At 56.9% G+C, this 17,294-nt stretch carries 18 protein-coding genes; 7 read left to right on the top strand and 11 right to left on the bottom strand.

From position 1 onward, the window contains the following. Window positions 1-32 precede the first annotated feature (32 nt). From IPP68_03835 to IPP68_03845, 3 genes are all read right to left on the bottom strand, one after another. Entirely contained in the window at window positions 33-329 is a 297-nt protein-coding gene (locus IPP68_03835) for a hypothetical protein (GenBank protein ID MBL0349494.1), read from the bottom strand. After that, on the bottom strand, window positions 274-2,232 hold the full coding sequence (locus tag IPP68_03840) for a hypothetical protein (protein MBL0349495.1): 1,959 nt from the start codon (window positions 2,230-2,232) through the stop codon (window positions 274-276). Before IPP68_03840 ends, IPP68_03835 begins: the two co-directional genes overlap by 56 nt. Window positions 2,233-2,629: 397 nt before the next feature. Further along, a complete protein-coding gene (locus IPP68_03845; protein ID MBL0349496.1) occupies window positions 2,630-3,319 on the bottom strand; it encodes an SOS response-associated peptidase family protein in 690 nt (229 codons plus the stop codon). Window positions 3,320-3,654: 335 nt separating this feature from the next. Here IPP68_03845 and IPP68_03850 point away from each other — a divergent pair, with 335 nt between their 5' ends. The 4 genes from IPP68_03850 to IPP68_03865 are packed head-to-tail and all read left to right on the top strand — an operon-like array spanning window position 3,655 to window position 7,202. Beyond that, window positions 3,655-4,227 (top strand): hypothetical protein, encoded by a 573-nt coding sequence (locus IPP68_03850; protein MBL0349497.1) that lies wholly within the window; start codon window positions 3,655-3,657, stop codon window positions 4,225-4,227. Beyond that, complete coding sequence (locus tag IPP68_03855; GenBank protein MBL0349498.1) at window positions 4,227-4,508, top strand: hypothetical protein; 282 nt, start codon at window positions 4,227-4,229, stop codon at window positions 4,506-4,508. Before IPP68_03850 ends, IPP68_03855 begins: the two co-directional genes overlap by 1 nt. After that, complete coding sequence (locus IPP68_03860) at window positions 4,480-6,858, top strand: hypothetical protein (protein ID MBL0349499.1); 2,379 nt, start codon at window positions 4,480-4,482, stop codon at window positions 6,856-6,858. The genes IPP68_03855 and IPP68_03860 overlap by 29 nt, the downstream gene beginning before the upstream one ends. Then, window positions 6,855-7,202 carry an FKBP-type peptidyl-prolyl cis-trans isomerase gene (locus IPP68_03865; GenBank protein ID MBL0349500.1) on the top strand — a complete coding sequence of 116 codons (348 nt, stop codon included), beginning with the start codon at window positions 6,855-6,857 and terminating at the stop codon, window positions 7,200-7,202. Before IPP68_03860 ends, IPP68_03865 begins: the two co-directional genes overlap by 4 nt. Window positions 7,203-7,283: 81 nt before the next feature. Here the strand turns inward: IPP68_03865 and IPP68_03870 are convergent, their stop codons facing one another. Then, a complete protein-coding gene (locus IPP68_03870) occupies window positions 7,284-7,970 on the bottom strand; it encodes a hypothetical protein (GenBank protein ID MBL0349501.1) in 687 nt (228 codons plus the stop codon). A gap of 1,102 nt (window positions 7,971-9,072) precedes the next feature. Between IPP68_03870 and IPP68_03875 the strand changes: the two genes are divergently transcribed. The 3 genes from IPP68_03875 (at window position 9,073) to IPP68_03885 (ending at window position 10,015) form a co-directional block, all read left to right on the top strand. Beyond that, window positions 9,073-9,333, top strand: coding sequence for a transposase (locus IPP68_03875; protein ID MBL0349502.1), 261 nt, complete (start codon window positions 9,073-9,075; stop codon window positions 9,331-9,333). Beyond that, a complete protein-coding gene (locus IPP68_03880) occupies window positions 9,284-9,490 on the top strand; it encodes a transposase (protein ID MBL0349503.1) in 207 nt (68 codons plus the stop codon). The genes IPP68_03875 and IPP68_03880 overlap by 50 nt, the downstream gene beginning before the upstream one ends. 198 nt (window positions 9,491-9,688) lie before the next feature. Continuing rightward, window positions 9,689-10,015: a hypothetical protein gene (locus IPP68_03885; protein ID MBL0349504.1), complete on the top strand. Its 327-nt coding sequence runs from the start codon at window positions 9,689-9,691 to the stop codon at window positions 10,013-10,015. 51 nt (window positions 10,016-10,066) lie between these two features. Here the strand turns inward: IPP68_03885 and IPP68_03890 are convergent, their stop codons facing one another. The 7 genes from IPP68_03890 to IPP68_03920 all read right to left on the bottom strand — a co-directional run bounded on the left by IPP68_03890 (window position 10,067) and on the right by IPP68_03920 (window position 17,293). Continuing rightward, window positions 10,067-10,699, bottom strand: a complete 633-nt coding sequence (locus IPP68_03890) for a hypothetical protein (GenBank protein ID MBL0349505.1) — start codon at window positions 10,697-10,699, stop codon at window positions 10,067-10,069. Window positions 10,700-10,740: 41 nt separating this feature from the next. Next, on the bottom strand, window positions 10,741-11,928 hold the full coding sequence (locus IPP68_03895; protein ID MBL0349506.1) for an ankyrin repeat domain-containing protein: 1,188 nt from the start codon (window positions 11,926-11,928) through the stop codon (window positions 10,741-10,743). A 117-nt stretch (window positions 11,929-12,045) separates the two neighbouring features. Next, window positions 12,046-12,885 (bottom strand): tetratricopeptide repeat protein, encoded by an 840-nt coding sequence (locus tag IPP68_03900; protein ID MBL0349507.1) that lies wholly within the window; start codon window positions 12,883-12,885, stop codon window positions 12,046-12,048. Between the two features lie 178 nt (window positions 12,886-13,063). Continuing rightward, window positions 13,064-13,507 (bottom strand): hypothetical protein, encoded by a 444-nt coding sequence (locus IPP68_03905; GenBank protein MBL0349508.1) that lies wholly within the window; start codon window positions 13,505-13,507, stop codon window positions 13,064-13,066. Beyond that, window positions 13,504-15,189 (bottom strand): hypothetical protein, encoded by a 1,686-nt coding sequence (locus tag IPP68_03910; GenBank protein MBL0349509.1) that lies wholly within the window; start codon window positions 15,187-15,189, stop codon window positions 13,504-13,506. Before IPP68_03910 ends, IPP68_03905 begins: the two co-directional genes overlap by 4 nt. Next, window positions 15,090-16,016, bottom strand: coding sequence for a hypothetical protein (locus IPP68_03915; GenBank protein ID MBL0349510.1), 927 nt, complete (start codon window positions 16,014-16,016; stop codon window positions 15,090-15,092). The genes IPP68_03910 and IPP68_03915 overlap by 100 nt, the downstream gene beginning before the upstream one ends. A 419-nt stretch (window positions 16,017-16,435) precedes the next feature. Continuing rightward, window positions 16,436-17,293 (bottom strand): hypothetical protein, encoded by an 858-nt coding sequence (locus tag IPP68_03920; GenBank protein ID MBL0349511.1) that lies wholly within the window; start codon window positions 17,291-17,293, stop codon window positions 16,436-16,438. Window position 17,294: the final 1 nt, after the last annotated feature.

Consider the following 17,294-nt stretch of genomic DNA (forward strand, 5'->3'; position numbering starts at 1 on the left):
AAGACCGACGTCGTCGACCAGTCAAGTCTTCGTCAATTGAATACAACGACCGTGTAGGTCAGGGAGCCGATTGTGTGCGACGACGAGTCGGTGTTCAGGAACACAAATCGGATCGTGCTTGAATCAAGCACGTAGGCGCTGATGACGATGTGCGGGTCAAAGGTCGTCGGATTGACACCGAGGAACACCGGGTCCCCGGCACTGAACGGAGTCCCGGCCACGCTCTTATCAACGGTGGAAGTGGCGTTCGAGCTGAGATTGCCGGGCCACGCATCAAAGGTGAAGGCGGCTTTGTAAATTTGCTGGATGGCGTTGCCTCCGGACCCCACCGTCAGATTCCCGGCAATCCTCGCGTCGCCCGCCACCGTGACGCTGCTGGCCGCGGGAAATGTGAAGCTCGACCCGGTGGCAAAGACCCCGCCCGCCATTTGAGAAGCCGTGAGGCTCGTCAGGGCCGAACCGTTCCCGGCGGGGTAGGTGGTGGCGCCGCCTGGAAACTTCACGAGTTGCCCAACGCCGTTGAAGCTGTTCCCCATTTTGGTGATGGAAGAACCGTCCACCGCGCTGTTCGGGACCAGCCCGGTCGCGCCCAACCGCAGCAAGTTGTTGCTGCCGTTGAAACTGTTCCCCATTTTGGTGATGGAAGAACCGTCCACCGCGCTGTTCGGAACCAGCCCGGTCGCGCTCAATTGGAGCAGATTGTTGTTGCCGTTGAAACTGTTCCCCATTTTGGTGATGGAAGAACCGTCCACCGCGCTGTTCGGGACCAGCCCGGTAGCGCCCAACTGGAGCAGATTGTTGCCCGTTGAAACTGTTCCCCATTTTGGTGATGGAAGAACCGTCCACCGCGCTGTTCGGGACCAGCCCGGTAGCGCCCAACTGGAGCAGATTGTTGTTGCCGTTGAAACTGTTCCCCATTTTGGTGATGGAAGAGCCGTCCACCACGTTGTTGGGGATCAAGCCCGTGCCTCCCAACTGCAGCAAACCGTTGCTGGTGTTTACGACACTCCCCAGCTTGGTGACCGAAGAGCTGTCCACCAAGCTGTTGGGGATCAGCCCCGTGGCGCCCAACTGCAAGAGGTTGTTGTTCCCATTGAAGGCATTCCCCATTTTGGTAACGCTCGAGGAGTCGATTCGCGCGCTGGGGATGGTCCCGGCGTTCAAATTGCCCGCGTCCTGGTAGAAAGACCCCGACTGCCCGTCCAACAAGTCAGCGTTCAAGTTTGGGACGAGGCCGCTGTTGGTCACGGCGAAGGGCGATCCCACGGCCGAGAAACTCGGCGCGGCCGAGAACGTTTTCGCGGCGGTGAACGTTTGAACCGTGCCCAGCGTGCCGTAGCGGATGTCCACATCGGCCGTGTTCATATCGATCAGCGCCACCTCGCCGTTCGCAATCTTATTGGTGTCCACGGCGTTGTTCGCGATTCCCGTCGCGTTCACGTTGGTGATGGCGCTGCCGTCGCCGGCGGGGTAGTTGGTCGTGCCGGCCCCAAATTTAACGAGTTCTCCATTGCCGTTGAACGAGTTCCCCATTTTCGTGACGCTGGACCCGTCCACCCTGGCATTGGGCAGGGTGCCGGCGGTGAGATTGGTTGCGCTTTGATAGAAAGACCCCGTCTGCCCGTCCAACAAGTCCGCGTTCAGGTTTGCGACGAGGCCGGTGTTGGTCACGGCGAAGGGCGATCCCGCGGCTGAGAAGCTCGGCGCCGCGGAAAATGTTTTCGCCGCGGTGAACGTCTGCACCGTGCCCAGCGTGCCATAGCGGGTGTCCACGTCGGCCGTGTTCATATCGATCAACGCCACTTCACCATTTTTAATTTCCGCCGTTCGCACGCTATCGGCGGCGATGGAAAGGGCAAAAGCCGTCGCAACGAGCTTTTGGCGGCGTGGGCTGTTAAAAGTTTTGCCGTTCACCTTGACTTCCAGGTACACGGTGGCGTTGTTTTGGATGGAGGAAAGAGGCGGCGTGAAGTCGGCGCTGAAAACGCCATTGACCACGGGAACCGCCGGGAGGCTGATATCGGCGCCAATTTGACTTCCCCCCGTGTCCGCGTCCCAAAGCGAAAAAACGACCGGAACGGTGCCGTCGGGGATGGGCACGCCGGCGCTGCTGGTGACCTTCCCCTGGTAGTGCAATTCGCCGGGCGACGCGGCGAACGCCTCCCTGGCCAGACCGACGGCAAACGCCGCGGCGAGAAGTGTGCGGAAAAAATTTTCGATGGTCATCTTCATGGGAAACTCCTCTTGGGTCCTTTTAATTTCCGTCGTCGCTCGGTGACGAAAAAAAATGGGGGTTCTTCAACTCAAATACTTGCAACATTGTAGCCAAATTCGATAGAAATGATTTGCGGGACATAACGAACTAAGCTTAGTCCCATATTTACATGAATTCAATGGCCGAAACCAATTAAATTAACAAGGGAAGTTAAGTTAAAACGCGACGGTTTCCCCCGTCGAAAAGCGGCAAAACCTGTAAACCATGCAGCGTCACAAAAAACCGTTTCCTTCGTACCTCATGCTACCCGTATTGCCCGAGGCCGGATCCCACAATTTTTCTCCGGCTGAGGATAACCCCTGGATTCCGGCTAAAAGCATGCCGGAATGACGGGCATAAGGATTTACTGCCAGCCTAGTCCTTCAGCTTTCGTTCCCACCCCGCCGCCAGGGGCCTGTCCAAGGCCTCGGTCCAATCAATGGTTTCCCGGTTCCCCCTCAGGAATTCCAGCCAACCCGCGGGACTGGAAGCGGAGGCGTTCAGCCACCGGTCAAAATGACTCTCGCCCAGGAAGACCGGGGTCCGGTCGTGGCCCATTTGGGCGATGTGGGGCACGGGATCGTCGGTGAGAACGGCGAAAGATCGCACCACCTCGCCGCTCTCCTTGGACACCCACTCGTCCCAGAGGCCGGCGGCGGCGAAAACGCCTCCCGTTCGGGGAAGAAACCCCACCATGTTCCCGGCCAGGGGCCCCGTGTAGAGCGGTTCGATGAATTGGGTCATGGGCACCAGGCAATGGCGCCGGGCGAAGGGCTCCCGCCAGGTGGGTTTCTCAAAGATCGCCGTCGGTCGATGGGTTTTGGGGTCCTCGGAGAAAAGCCGGGCGTTGTGGGTGGCGAATTTCACCCGACGGTCCTTGCTCCAGGCCGGGAGGAGGCCGAATTCCATGTCGGTCAAGACGCGCTCGTCCCCCTCCCGAAGGACCACCGGCGCCGGCCGGTGCGGCAAAATCCGCCCCCGGGGTTCCGACGCCTTTCGAAGCAGGGCCTTGAACAGCCGAGCCAATTCTTTCCCGGTCTTGTCAACGATGTACTGGGCGCACATGGGGAGGCATTGGCTCCTTGGACTGTCCTGACGACGGAAGGATAGCCCGTTCCCGGGGGGCCGTCAAGGACGGGACCGGTCTTTCCGCGGACACAGCGTGGACGGGCCGGTTCGACGAAAAACAGCGTGCTGTGATTTTTTGACGGGCCGAGCGGGGGGTCTCTCTCGCCCCCCGCAACGCCCTCCTTGCCGCCCGGGCGCCCTCCCGTGGCGCGGTTGTTTTCGAGGGAGTGGAAAGTCCCTCGCCCAAGAGACGCTGACTGTCCATGGCGACGTCGAACGGCCGCTTGATTTGCATGCTATACATATGTATAGTATTAAAAATCGAGGGCCCCATGGTCGCCACGCTTCAACTCTCACAGTATTTGGACTTGCCGAACCCCGTTCCCGGCTGCAACCCGGGGATCCACATTCTGCGGGGCCCGCGTATTCTCCCCGCCTGGACTCTTCACGAGCTCTCCCCCCACCTGGCTCGGGGAGCCCGGGTGGCCTGGATCGACGCGGGAAACCGTTTTGACGCCTACGGCCTGGCCAAGGCGGCTCTGTCGCTGGGGGTGGATCCGCGGCGAATCCTGGAGAGGGTTCAATTGGCCCGGCCCTTCAACGCCTTTCAATTGGTCACCATGTTGGCCCGGAAGATCCAGCCTCTTGGGTTGCCGGTGGTGCTCTCGGACGCCCTGGGGCTCTTTAACGACGATGAACTGCCCCTGGAAGAAGCCCGACGGGCATTCCAATCCTTTCTGGAGTGTCTGCCCGGAACGGGGCTGCCCCTCCTGTGCCTCCTGCCCGAACACCGCGTTCCCCAAGGCCGTGATTTTTTCACCGCGGAATTCCTGACGCGGGGCAAAGACGTGCTGACGCTGGAACCCGCCGCCGAGGGGTTTCGGATCGCGCGAAGGGACCTCTGATGGGCCGAACGCTCCCCACCCAGGTTCAGGCCCAGAAAGACGAGCGGGAGGAGTGGAAGCTCTTCCGCCGGGCCCTTCGCAAGGAGGATCAGGAGGCCTTCGACGCCCTATGGCGCCTGGCCCGTTACCACGCAGCCCCCGTGGCCATGGGAAGTCAGGCCGTGCCCCTCTTCGGCATCCTGATGGCCATGCTGGTGGGCTTGACCCGGCGGGTCATGGATCTGGAAGCCCGGCTTCCCGGACCGCCCCCCCATGAGCCGCCTCCCCGGCTGGATCTTTGACGCCTACCCCGAAGGGACCGGCGTGCGCCTCTGGGTCATCACGCCCGAGGGGCGGCACGCGTCTTTTTTCGACGACTGGCGGCCGACCTTCTGCGTGGACGGCGACCCCGGGAGCGTCGACACCGCCCGTCGGGTTCTAACCAAGGCGGGCGTTCCCCTCGAGACGGTTTGGCGGGAAAAGACCGACCTCTACACCGAGCGGACGCGCCGGGTGATGGAGGCCCGGGTGCCGGCCGGCGTCCACGGCCGCGTGGTCAAAACCCTACGGAACCTTCGGGTGCCCCTTTTCAACGCCGACATTCCCCCCATCCAGCACTACCACTACGAACGGGGCCATTTTCCCCTGGCCCGGGGCGAGTTTGAAGCGACGGGCGACCGCCTGGTGAATTTTCATCTGCGGGACGACCCCTGGGCCGTGGATTACGCTCTCCCGCCCCTCACCACCCTGCACCTGAGCCTCGCGGGCTCCGAGGTGGCGGGCGCCCTGGACCCCAACCATCGCGCCCTGGGGAGCCTCCGGCTCCTTTACGAGAGCAACGCCTACGAGCTGGAGGGCTCCACCGAGGACCAATTCGAATCCCTGGAGCGGCGCCTCAGGGAGTGGGACCCCGACGTGATCACCTCCGACTGGGGCGACAGCTTTTTGCTGCCCCGGCTGATCGAGCAATCGGCCGGACGCGGACGCCCGCTTCCCTTTTCCCGGGACCCCCGGCGGACCCACGCCGGGCGCGGGTCCCGGAGTTTCATGACCTACGGCCGCACCGTTTATCAAACGGGGTCCGTGACGCTGTTCGGCCGCTGCCATTTCGATCTAAAGAACAGCTTTTATTTCAAGGAATGCGGATTCGACGGCCTTTTTGAAATCGCGCGCATCGCCAAAATCCCCCTTCAGCGGGCCGCCCGGAGCACCATCGGCACCTCCCTCTCCTCCATGCAACTGCACCGGGCCCACGAACGGAATCTCCTGATCCCCATCGAAAAACAGCAGGCCGAGGACTTCCGCCCCGCCACGGAACTGGTGGTGGCGGACAAGGGCGGGCTGGTCTACGAAGCCCCGGCGGGGTGGTACGACCACGTGGTGGAATACGATTTCGTCTCCATGTACCCGACCCTGATGGTTCAACACAACATCTCCCCCGAAACCGTCAACTGCGCGTGCTGTGCGGGAACCGAGAGTTCCGGCGCTCCGGAACCATTGAAACCGGATCGACCCGCCGCCGCGCCCGTGGATCGTCCGGAATGGGGCGGCGCCGTTCCGGAAATCGGCCACCACCTGTGCCGTCGGCGACGCGGCCTCGTGCCGGAAGTCCTGGCGCCCATCCTGGAAAAACGTTCCCGCTACAAAGTTCTGGCCAAAAGCGATTCTCCGAATCGTCGGATTTACAAAAACCGGGCCAACGCCCACAAATGGGTGCTGGTCTGTTGTTTCGGTTACCTGGGGTTCAAGAACGCGCGGTTCGGGAAGATCGAGTCCCACGAATGCGTCACGGCCTGGGGGCGGGAGATCCTCCTGCGGGCCAAGGAATCCGTGGAGCGGCGCGGGTATCGGGTGCTTCACGGCATCGTGGACTCGCTCTGGATCGTCGGTCATCCCGGCATGGATTACGAGGCCCTCCGCCGGGACATCGAACGGGAATCCCAGTGCCCGGTGGGGTTGGAAGGGGTCTATAAATGGATCCGCTTTTGCCCCTCCAAAACGGACCCGCTCGCGGGCGTGCCCGCCCGGTATTTCGGGGCGTTCACCAACGGCGAGTTGAAAGTCCGCGGCCTGGCCCTGCGCCGGCGGGACACGCCGGGCCTGCTGAAGGAGATGCAGGAGGGCTTGCTTCAGCGTTTGGCCCGGGCCTCCAACGTTGAGGAATGCCGCGGGAGCCTGCCGGCCCTGCGGGAAACGGCCGACGAATATCGCTACCGCCTGAAAGAGGGCCGGGTCACCCCGCCGGAGCTGGCCGTGACGTTCCACCTGTCCAAAGACCCCGCCCACTACGTGCACGACACGCTGTCCACCCTCGCGGCCAAGCAACTGGCGGCCTCGGGCGTCCCCCTGCACGCCGGGGAATCCGTGAAATACGTCATCCGCGCGGCCGGGGATCGCCTAAAAGAGGGCCGTTCGGTCCCCTTGGCCTTTCTCCACGAGGGGTTCGACTACGACGTGCAAAAATACGTGGAGAAATTGGCGGAGGCGGCGGAGGAAATCCTGGGCGGTCTGGACCCGGGCGGAGCGCCCTGGGGAAAAACAGAGGAGGCCGCCCCGGCAAAGAAATCGTTTCCCGGAGGCCGGCGAAAATGTAAATTACCCGTCGCCGAGCTTTTCACCCTTAAAAATGAAACGGAAAGGAACGTGCCATGATCACCACCGCATCGGGATTGCAATACGAGGACACCGTGACCGGGACGGGAGCCGTCGCCCAGTCCGGCAAGCGCGTCGTCGTTCATTACACCGGATGGCTCTACGCCAACGGAAAAAAAGGCGCCAAATTCGATTCCAGCAAGGACCGCAACGACCCCTTTGATTTCAACCTGGGCGCCGGCGAAGTGATCCGCGGCTGGGACGAAGGGGTGGCGGGCATGAAGGTGGGCGGGAAGCGGACGCTCGTCATTCCCGCGGCCTTGGGCTACGGCTCGCGCGGGGCCGGGGGCGCCATTCCGCCCAACGCCACGCTTCTCTTCGACGTCGAATTGCTGGGGGTCTAACCCCTTCGTCGATCGGCGGTCGTTTTGGGGAATTGACCGACAACGCGCGGGCCGGACGGTCCGCGTGTGAACGGCGTGTTGTTAATCGCCGCGAAAGAATCGAAGGATTTCCAGCGCCGCCAGGGCTCCCAGACCGCCCAGGGACAACCGATACAGGGTCCACCAGCCGGGCGCGCCGGCTTTAAGAATCTCGAGGTTTTCCACAAAGAGCACTTCGCAGGCGCCGTTGCCCGTGTCCGACCGGATCAAGCTGGAGGCGCGCCAAAATTCCGGATGGGCGGCGTCCTGGTAAGCCACCAACCGACCCCGAAGGCGAATTTGGTCCCCCACCCGGACGCGGGCGATGGTTTGGCGAATGGCGTCGCTTTGGGTGATCAGGTGGTTGTTGGACACCTGGGACGCCGTTGCTCGAACCCCGTCGGGGTAACGCCAATTGCAGGTCCAGGGTCCGTTCCAAAACTTCACCCGGTGAAAATCCTCCGTGGCCACGTTGTCCCCCCAAATCACGCAGACGTCCTTGGTGTCGAGAGAGTCTTTGGTGTGATAAATATCCGCCAACCCGCCGATGTCGTTGTGGCTGACCACCAGTCCCGCCAGATCGTAGGTCGCCAAGGGTTTGACGTTGTAGGGCCGTCCCCGATAACTGAAGGCGAAGGGGGTGGGTTCCGTGGGGGTTTGGAGAGGTTCCCGTCGAAGTTCCGGGCGAATCGAGGTCAGCGGTACGGGCAGGGCTTTCTGATGCCAGGATAAAATGCAAAGGGCGCTCATCGCCCCCCATGCGAAATTCAAAAAGCGCCGCGTCCCGGTGCTGGCCAATCGGTCCTCCTAAAAAACAAAACCCACGCAGGGGGCGTGGGCTTTGGAAGAAAAATGGCGGGGTTTACGTTGGGCCGCCGATTGTGATCCCGCTTTCCTTCCCAAACCTTTCCCACAACTATTGGGAAAACTATGACCTGACCGGGGAATACCACGTGAAGCGGCTGGAGGCGGCCCCTCCTTCGTAGACGGGTTTGAGGTTACCCGCGGACTCTGACCGAGCCGTGGGAGGCGAGGAAATGCCTGGAGGGGCCACCCCGCAAGGCCGCCCTACCTTTTTCCTTCTCATCCTCTTTTTGACCGTCGACCGCTATCGCGGCGCTACGCGGGGCCACTCTATTTATCCTCCACGGTGTAGAGAGACAGAGACGCATTGGACATTGACCTTGGCGCGGCGGCCGACCTCTCGGGATCGAAAACCAGAGCCGCCCATTGTCGCCCTCGAAAAACCCAAACCCGCCCCCGCTGAAAAGACCGCTCCGGTCGGGACGCTTCCGGGGAGAAAACCCGAACGTCGTCCGCCCCCTTGGTCGCTCTGGCCCCGACGACGAACCCGGGGGGGTGCCCGCCCCCGCGCGGCTGGACGCGCACACCCGGTAATCTGTTCCAAACCGGCTCCGGTTGATTCGCTTCCCCCGGAAAACCCCCTGACGCTGACTGCTTCGGTTGGGTCGTTTCACCCCAGGGCGCTCGCCGCGCGGCGGAGAAACGCCGCCGCACTGGCTCGCTCGGTCGCCCCGGCGATTGTATCGTTGTCCACTCCGCTGGGAACAAAACCCCCGCTTCGGAGTGAAGTCCGCGGCCCCGCACTCGGGCTCGGTTGTTGCCGCAAACAGGCATTTGCTGGTGGACAGGTCGCCCGGCGCGGGGCCACTCCACACTGGTGAGGGGAACGCTGTCCGCTCCGGGTATGCTGCTCCCCATTAAGGCCGGGGTCCTGCTAAGAGAGTAAAATGGGGCTGAGACCCGAACCGAGGAGACTCAGCCATGAAACGAAGAGAATGGGAACCGAAAAGAAAGCCATGATCGTCTCCAAGGACTACGCGGTAAAGCCATCGCGGACCTGTGTAGCGAACACCAAATCAGCCAGGCCCAGTATTACCAGTGGCGTGACCACTTTTTGGCCAATACCGACCGCATCTTTGACAAACACCCCGACAAGAAACAGTTTCGACTCCAGGAGGAGAACGCCCGGCTCAAGCACATGATCGGGGAGCTCACGATGGAGTTAAAAAAAACAGAAATCGAGCTCAAGGAGCTCGGCTTTGAGGCGGCCGTCCTGTTCCGTCACCCAGCGCAACCAGGACATCGTTAAAAAGATCAAGAACCTGAAATCGGATCACCCCTTCTGGGGATACCGGCGGATCTGGGCCCGGCTCAAATACGATGAGCACATGAACATCAACAAAAAGCGCGTCCTGCGTTTGATGCGTCGCCATGACCTCTTGGTGAAGCCCAACCTGCGCCTTTAAAGCCAAGAGGACGTCGTCGAGGAGCAAGCCCGTCGCCGTCCGCCCCAACGAATGGTGGGGCATCGATATGACCAAGGTCCTGATCCAACCCTACGGCTGGATCTACGTCGTCTTGGTGTTGGACTGGTATACCAAGACGATCGTGGGTTATTACGCCGGACCCCAGGCCAAACCCAGCACTGGTTGATGGCGCTAAACATGGCGGTCAATCGGCGGTTCCCCAATGGGAGTCGCGGTCAGGACGTCAAGCTCATGAGCGACAATGGCTGCCAGCCCACGTCCTTGGGTTTCCAGAAGGCCTGCAACGCCTTGGGGATTACCCAGGCGTTCACCAGCTACAACAACCCCAAGGGCAACGTTGACACCGAGCGGGTCAATCGGACCCTGAAAGAAGAGCTCGTTTGGCTCCGCGAGTGGGACAGCCCGTTTGTCTCTTGTCAAAGAACTACAGAACTGGATCGAAATCGATTACAACCAGCGGCACCGGCACTTGACCCTCGGCCACCGAACACCGGCCGAGTTTGAGGCCCTTGCCATCAACCAACCAGCCCCGGCACTCTCTTAGGAACCCCTTGACTAATGGGGAGCATTACATTTCTTTTTGAGAGGAACCGCCTCCTTGCCAAGGAAAACAATTCGGTTTTCCGGTGAATAAATACCGGGAAAAACAAAACCAAGCTGCAGCTTACCGGCTTTCAGCGACTCGAATTGTATCCCGCCGCCCTTACCAATCCTCATCCCCATCCTGGCCAATGATCCGAAAGCATCGAAAGATCGATCCCCAATTGTGACCACGTTACCGGACATCATGGAGTTCTTCATAAGGTAGGCGCTGAACTTCTCCGACTCTTCACCGGCCAGGAAATAATAAATCGCGCTGATCTTCTTGCCAGTTGGGGTTTTCATGACAATCTGACGAGCTGTAATCTCAAAGACAACTCCGGGCCGGTCAGCGGCCAGTTCCAAGACAGCCCCGGTTAAGGCCTTCCCTTTAAATTCCTTGTCGTCCTCCTTTCCCGTAAGAATGCGGCCGGTTCCAGCCTCTAAAAGTCCAACGGAAAACCCGTCGAGTCTTGACGCCCCGTTACTCAATGTGGAGTAAAAAACCGCTGCAACAATAAATCCCACAAATCGTCTGGTAAACAATTTATCCTCCATTAGCTCAATTTTCTGCTTTCCAAAAATGGGCGCTCTTCTCAATGCATTCATGAACCTTTGCAATATTCAGGAAAATCGAGCGAGCAGAGAAATTATTTTTCATACCAAGCCTCACCTGTCCAGTCCATATGAGTGCAGTCGATGAATGCCAACCCCCTATGAGGGTCGTACCCCCATCCTCCCGTATCTTTAAGGAGATTGGATTTACTTATGTCAAATTTGCTCAGAGATGTGTCCTTCGTGCCAATATTGGGATATATGGTGACGGTTCTTGTTTTTTGGTGATTGACCAGCTGGATTTCCGGAAAAGGTTCTTTGCTAGAGGGATGCGAATAAGCCCTCTCGAGGGTTTTCGGGTAGCCCTCTGGGCTTTTTGCAAGTGAGGGGTCATCATATGCATCTGAAAAGTAAATCGCCACCGCCGACCTAAGGGCACCAAGATTCCCAAGGGCTCGGTTTCTCGCAAAATAAGCTGTTTCCAGGGCCTCGCAAACTTTTTTGTGTTTATGCATATCTGCGAGGTAATAAGCATTCCATTTCAAATCATTCGTATAGGAAATATTCGCCCCGGCTTTAATAAGGGCGAGAACAGCCTCCAAATGGCCTTCCCTAGAGGCTGCCATTAAAGGGATAATTTGACCTTTTTCCACAGGAACGTTTACCAATGCTCCCCTTTTACTCAACACCTCGATTACTTTCGCATGACCTTTGAATGCCGCAAAGAAGACCGGAGTAATACCATCCTCGCTGGCATTGATCTCCGCTCCCGCGTCTACCAATTTTTCACAAATCGCCACATTCCCTTGGATTGCCGCGAGCATTAAACCTGTCTGTCCTTTGGCCGTTCGAGATTCGATCTCATCCTTAGTTGAGGATTTAAGAAGCAACTCAACAGTTTCTTGGTGGTTATTTTCAATGGCTGTCTGCAAAGGTGTCAGCTTATATGCAACGAAATCCAATTGCCGCTTAGCTCCACGTTCCAATAGTAGTTTCACCACATCGGTGTGGCCTTCTTGCGCAGCAAGAAACAGAGGCGTTGCGCCTTCGTTCGTACGGGCGTTGATATGGCTTCCATTTGTTAGTAGGAACTGGACCACTCGTTCATGACCGGTTAAAGCTGCGTGATGGAGCGGGGTTTCACCATTCGCATTGTGTGAATTTACTTTGGCGCCCTCTTGAACAAGCTTGGCCACCATGGCAATATCGCCGGTTTGGGCAGCCTTAAGAAGTTTGTCAATCCTTTGGTCCGGCTGAGCCATGAGGATGGCGGTGCTACCCATGAAGCAGAAAACCAACGCGACCCTGGAGAGCACATGCTTGCCTGACCGAGTCAAGTCAAATCCTGGGAATGGGTGTGTCAATGGGATATCTCGAAGGAGTATGGGTTGGGGTCGGTATCAAAAGACCTTGATCGCTGAGGATCTTTCCCCCTTGTAGAATCCTCTGGGGTCCACCTCAACGGTTCGAACCGGCGATCCTTTGGCGTCCAGGATCTTGAAATGGAGAAGTGTTATCGGGACATCTAGTTGAGCAATTACAGTAGAAAAGCCACTGACAATTCCTGTTGTGGCGTCGGCCAGCGATTTTAATTCTGCTCTATTTTCTTCCTTGAGCCATAGAACATTCCAAACTTTCTTAATCGGAAAAGGGCGCTCATACCGGCTTAACAGGTAAGGATACAGTTCGGGTTTGCCTGCACTCAACTCAAAGGGGATCACCGCCGTGCTCGTTGAATCCCCATTGGCTTTCAGGGTAATTTCCTGAAACCTGAGGTTTGCTCGATGAGGCACCGCCCGCTCAAGATGGCCTCTCACACGATTCAATATAAGCATTGGCGCGCCTTCTGTGCGCGGGTCCTGGATTGCTTTTAAATAGGTTTTTCCCTCTAGAGCCGGGGCATGCCTGGGATTCAGTGTCAAGGACCTGCTAAACATCGCATCTGCTTCTGCGACATCGCCCATCTGCATGTAAATGTTGCCAAGCCTGGCGTAGGCCTCGTAATTTTTCGGGGCCAGGTTTACGCATGCAAGATTCACCCTTCTCATGTCATCGAGAACGATAGGAAGCCTGCTAATAAAGACTTTGTCCAGGCTTTTAGTTGCTTCTTTCATTAAATAATCAGCGTATTTTTCATAGAAAGCTGCCAGACTGCATTGAGTTTTTATTTCTTCGGGTGATTGCTCGGCAGCCTCTCTATATTTTTCAAACGCGCCGGGAAGGTCCCCTTTCTTTTCCAAGTCCTGAGCCTGATGGATTTTGGCTTTCGAGGAACCAGTCTCCCCGTAGGCCCCAATGGGAAATATTAAACTAACAGTCAAAAGGAGGCGGGGTGAATTAAGTTTCAAATTTGTCATCATTAAACTCGTCGATATCGTTCATGCTCACCGATATCCTCATTAAGTTCAAGAATTGAGCTCAGTTCAGTCCCCCGCTTAGAAGCTCATTACGTTTGTCATCATCCTGGCGGGCACGCTCAATTAAGTCAAGTTCGTGCAAATCGCCCCTGAGAACCTCTTGTGCGTAAGTCTTCAATTCGTCGGCCATACGCGATAGAACGGTTTCCATTTCTGCTCGGGTTTTGGGAGGAAATTCAACACCGGGAGGTGGATGTCCTTGGAGCCTCTTGAGCTCGTAGATAGCGAATGATGGGACATATTTGTCAAACTTCTGTATTCTGTCTATCCCAAGATCGAGTTCTGGGCGATCGACCGGTTCATAATATAAACTCACTTTGACCTTATCACCTCTGTAATCCAAGAACGGTCGTTGGCGGGCTGGGTCGAGCTTAAAATTGAAATCAGTCTCCAAAAACCGAAACGTCTTCTCGGCCAATAAACAGAATTCTTCCCAAGAAATCATAGATCCAGTTTACCTCTGGGCCGCCACATTCCCCCTCTACGAAACCAATCTATTCGCTGTAGGTGTATACGTTCGGCGTTCAAATAATAGCCTCGCATTTCAACCGATGGGGAAACATCTTTGACCGACAGGCCCATTTTCGTAACCCTGTTTAGCCGGTAGATATTAATTATCTTGTTTGCCTCTATTCCCAGTGAATCTTGAACGTCAATCCATCCAAGCCGATATTCCCCAACACCAGAATGGCCGGATTCGAAATACATTTTTATGCTCCGGCCTCGTCCAATTACTGCCCCTGATTCTCCACGAGTATGGGGCATTTGGGAAACAAAATCAAATTCGAGTTGCCTTACAGAAGCCGAGACACCTTTTCTACCTATAATCCGCTGAAATAGGTTTTTCCCGCTGGACCAGAACTTAGCGACTGCTGGCATTTTCTGAATAGCACCGGAGGTTGCGACATGTCCTGCCTCGCTTTCTATTGTCCTCAGTGTCCACAGGAAGGTGTCCTGAGCCCCGTCAAAAAAATCCCGTGACAATTGGCCTACGCTATTCGTTGCTCCTATCCGCATTGCCCAAGCGCGTTCAAGTAACGCCACTCTGGTGAAGTTTCCGACCGCAATTCCGGTAGTAGCCCCAGCAACCATCCCGCCAAAACCAGAGAGGTCGTCATTGTACCCAACTGCCTGTAAGGTTTGATCAACGCTAAAACTTGTTCCTATCGCAATAAGTGACGATACTGGAAAGGTAGCCGCGAGCCCAACGCCGGCCGCCTTGCCGACGATGTTGGCACTCTTCGCTAATCCATAACCGATTTGCGCAATTGCTCCAATCGTTCCGGGTGCAGTTTCAACCTTCGATGAAAGGAAATCGAACAAATACAGATCTGCCGCTTCATTGGCCGCCAGAGAAATTGTTTCTTGCGGCCGGCTCGCTGATACCTTCAGCCTGTCACCGAGCTGGCTGGGCCCCGCGGCAAAGACCTGGTCCTTGGCTAGCTTGAGCGCCATGGCCCAGTCTAAGCCCTGCTCGGGCTCTATCGCCTTGGCTTCCACTAGGTTGATTAAGGTCTCCTGCGCAAACGTTGCCTTAACTGAGAATTTAACCTTCTCGATGGCGGGGTAACGCTCATAGCCCTTGGCGATTTCCGCGGACGACCGAGCGCCCTTTTTTGCCACCTCCCCCATATCCACGGCGTTGCCCATCCCGCCCAAATATTGATTCACCTCGCGGATCTCGCGGAAAAAGCCTTTCACCATCTCGGCCGCGGCTGCCATTCCCTCGGACTTGGCCTTAAAGATTTCAGTGCGTTGGTTAAATTGCTGTAAGAGGTCGGCCGCTTCCTGGTAGTTCCCCGCATTCATGTCCCGGTCAATCTGGACGGACATGGCGGACAGGGCCTTCCCTTCGTCCCGAAGGGATTTCATATCCCCAGGCTCCTTGAAGGACAAAGCGTCCGTCTGTCCTGTCGCCTTGGTGAGGTTGGTCAGCATTCCCCGGGCGGCCACGCCGGCGTTGGCATAGTCTTTTTCAGCCTTGGCAAATTGGCCCTTGGCTTCACCTAGGCCTGTACCAATGCTGGTTAAGGTCTTTTCAACATCGGTGAGGTCCAGGGGAGGCCTGCTCTCCTGGACGAATAGCCGCTTACTTTGGGATTGGATCTCCGCGCTGTTGAGCCGCATGAGCCCGGCTTGAGGGAGAAGGTGGCTTGGCGTACGGCTACGGGGTTGTTCATCCCTAGGCCGTGGGCCATGTCCTTGTTCAGGTCCATGAGGGTGTTCTGGAATTTGAACCGTCCCCCGGTTGTCTGGCCGTCGGGGGACTTCCAGGCCCCTTGGTAGGTCATCTCTCCGGCCTTGAGTTCTCCTAGGCCCTCAATGTTCATGGGGGACTTGATGGAAAGGGTGGTGTTGGGGGCCATCCGGTCAAAGTCCAGACCGGTGGGCTGGATGGTTCCGTTGATTTCCGCCATCCGAAGGGGGAGTTGGCCGCCGTCTTTCCTTTCAATCCCCCCGAAGTTCTTCTCCATGCTGGTCCCTTGGATTAGCTTGAGTTTGTCCCCTTCCAGTTTGAAGGTTGATCCCTCCTCCCAGGCCCGGTTAAGTGCGTGGGTTTGCCCTCCGGTGGTCTTAAAGGTGCCCTGCCCGGCGGGCTGTAGGTTCCTGTAGAGGCCCAGGGTGGCCTTTTGGCTGTCGGTGAGGGTGGGCGTCTGTTTCCCGGGGCCGAAGGCCCTTTGAACCAGGTTCACGATCCCCTGGCCGATCTTCTGGAAGGGGAAGGCTATGGCCCTTCCAACGGCCTTAAAGGCGTTGCCGATGGTGTTTAGAAAGCCTTGCTTTGGGGCTAGGGTGGCGGCTGTAGGTTGGGGCGTTGTCTTGAGTGCTTGAAGCGGCTTAATCTGCTGGTTGGTCCGGGTAAGCTCAAATTTGATTGTGGGCTTAAAAGCGGGCTGGGTGGGGGTGGTCAGGTTGAGTTTTGAGCCGTTCCCCTGGAGGGAGAAGACGCTCATGTTCCTCAACTGGATCGCAGCGTTTTGGTTCTGGATTTGACGGTCCAGTTGGAAGGAGGGCGATAAATTCCGGTTCGGCTTGTATTGGTTTTGGAATTCGAGGGAACGATTTGATGTGTAGGAATAACGGTCGTCATCCCGGGCGAAGGCGGGGAGGGCCTGGAGTACCCCTAGCCAAATGCCGAGGCCGAGGGGCATCGTTTTTTTCAACGGGGAGCCGAGCAAGAAGAGGGTTGGGAGAACTCGGCGCATAGAAGCCTTTTGAAGCAGGATTTACATCAAAAGTATGATTATTCTAGCAGGTTTCCGTCGAAAGTCAATCACACCCCGACAACATCGCAACCAGCCATGGTATACAGTTTGATTTCAAGATTATGTTGGAATTGCCGCGAAATATGTGGCATTGATGATCAAGCCTCTTATTTCCCGAAAAGTTTTTCTTTCTCTTCCTGCAAGAAATTGATCTTAAACTTTGCGTCTTCTCTCGCCTCTGTGATCAGTTTTTCCTCATCAATCTTCAGCTTCTTGAGCTCATTCGCGAACATGCCGCTTCTCACCAAGCCTGAGGCGCTGAATTTGGTTTTAATGGCCTCCTCTCGGCGCGGCGTCTCATCCCGAATGTTTTTAATACGCCTATCGAGCAACATCTGCTCATACCGAATTTTCTGATCCAACTGTTCCGGAGTTTCGTGGCTCCAGCGAACAACATTTTCAACCATCTCCTTATACCGATCAATCTCGGCTTCATTTGCTCGCGTTGTTAGCCAGATGGAAAAACCAGCCACAATGAGGGGGATTGCCAACTGAAGCCAAAAGCCTTTTATTTCTCGCCACCTCTCCTCTTTAAGGGTCTCTACGAAAGACTGATATTTCTGAGTAAGGACAACACAAGATGAGTTAAGCTCATCTTGGCCCTGTTTAATAACGGCGTCATATCCCTTGAAGGAGCGCCGCTCAAGGTCAGCCTGAATCTCCCGATCAATAGTGGCCCTCTCTAGATTTATTATTCCTTCGACCTCGCGCCGCGCACGTTTTGCCATATGCCACGGCCACCAATAGGATTCCCGCCGCCAAGAATCTTGAAAATATTCGGCCCAAAATTTCATGAGAGCGCCGTTCCTAAGAGTTGCCGCTTTATAAATCGCCCTTACCGTGTCACTTGAATGAAAATTGTTTTGAGCCGCCTTTCGTTGATAGACTCCAGCAATAATTTCTTCTCGGACCTTCCGATTCTGAGCTCGCTTCGCTTCCCATAGTGACTTACCAATCTTATCCATT

Source organism: Elusimicrobiota bacterium (assembly GCA_016722575.1).
Lineage (GTDB): Bacteria > Elusimicrobiota > Elusimicrobia > FEN-1173 > FEN-1173 > JADKIY01.

Bases quoted from the DNA above. Each gene is read 5' to 3' on its own strand.
- IPP68_03915 (MBL0349510.1), bottom strand. From the start codon at position 16,016: ATGAGCGTCTTCTCCCTCCAGGGGAACGGCTCAAAACTCAACCTGACC.
- IPP68_03890 (MBL0349505.1), bottom strand. From the start codon at position 10,699: ATGAATGCATTGAGAAGAGCGCCCATTTTTGGAAAGCAGAAAATTGAG.
- IPP68_03845 (MBL0349496.1), bottom strand. From the start codon at position 3,319: ATGTGCGCCCAGTACATCGTTGACAAGACCGGGAAAGAATTGGCTCGG.
- IPP68_03905 (MBL0349508.1), bottom strand. From the start codon at position 13,507: ATGATTTCTTGGGAAGAATTCTGTTTATTGGCCGAGAAGACGTTTCGG.
- IPP68_03895 (MBL0349506.1), bottom strand. From the start codon at position 11,928: ATGGGTAGCACCGCCATCCTCATGGCTCAGCCGGACCAAAGGATTGAC.
- IPP68_03885 (MBL0349504.1), top strand. From the start codon at position 9,689: ATGGCGGTCAATCGGCGGTTCCCCAATGGGAGTCGCGGTCAGGACGTC.
- IPP68_03860 (MBL0349499.1), top strand. From the start codon at position 4,480: ATGAGCCGCCTCCCCGGCTGGATCTTTGACGCCTACCCCGAAGGGACC.
- IPP68_03910 (MBL0349509.1), bottom strand. From the start codon at position 15,189: ATGCGGCTCAACAGCGCGGAGATCCAATCCCAAAGTAAGCGGCTATTC.
- IPP68_03870 (MBL0349501.1), bottom strand. From the start codon at position 7,970: ATGAGCGCCCTTTGCATTTTATCCTGGCATCAGAAAGCCCTGCCCGTA.
- IPP68_03855 (MBL0349498.1), top strand. From the start codon at position 4,227: ATGGGCCGAACGCTCCCCACCCAGGTTCAGGCCCAGAAAGACGAGCGG.
- IPP68_03865 (MBL0349500.1), top strand. From the start codon at position 6,855: ATGATCACCACCGCATCGGGATTGCAATACGAGGACACCGTGACCGGG.
- IPP68_03840 (MBL0349495.1), bottom strand. From the start codon at position 2,232: ATGAAGATGACCATCGAAAATTTTTTCCGCACACTTCTCGCCGCGGCG.
- IPP68_03920 (MBL0349511.1), bottom strand. From the start codon at position 17,293: ATGGATAAGATTGGTAAGTCACTATGGGAAGCGAAGCGAGCTCAGAAT.
- IPP68_03850 (MBL0349497.1), top strand. From the start codon at position 3,655: ATGGTCGCCACGCTTCAACTCTCACAGTATTTGGACTTGCCGAACCCC.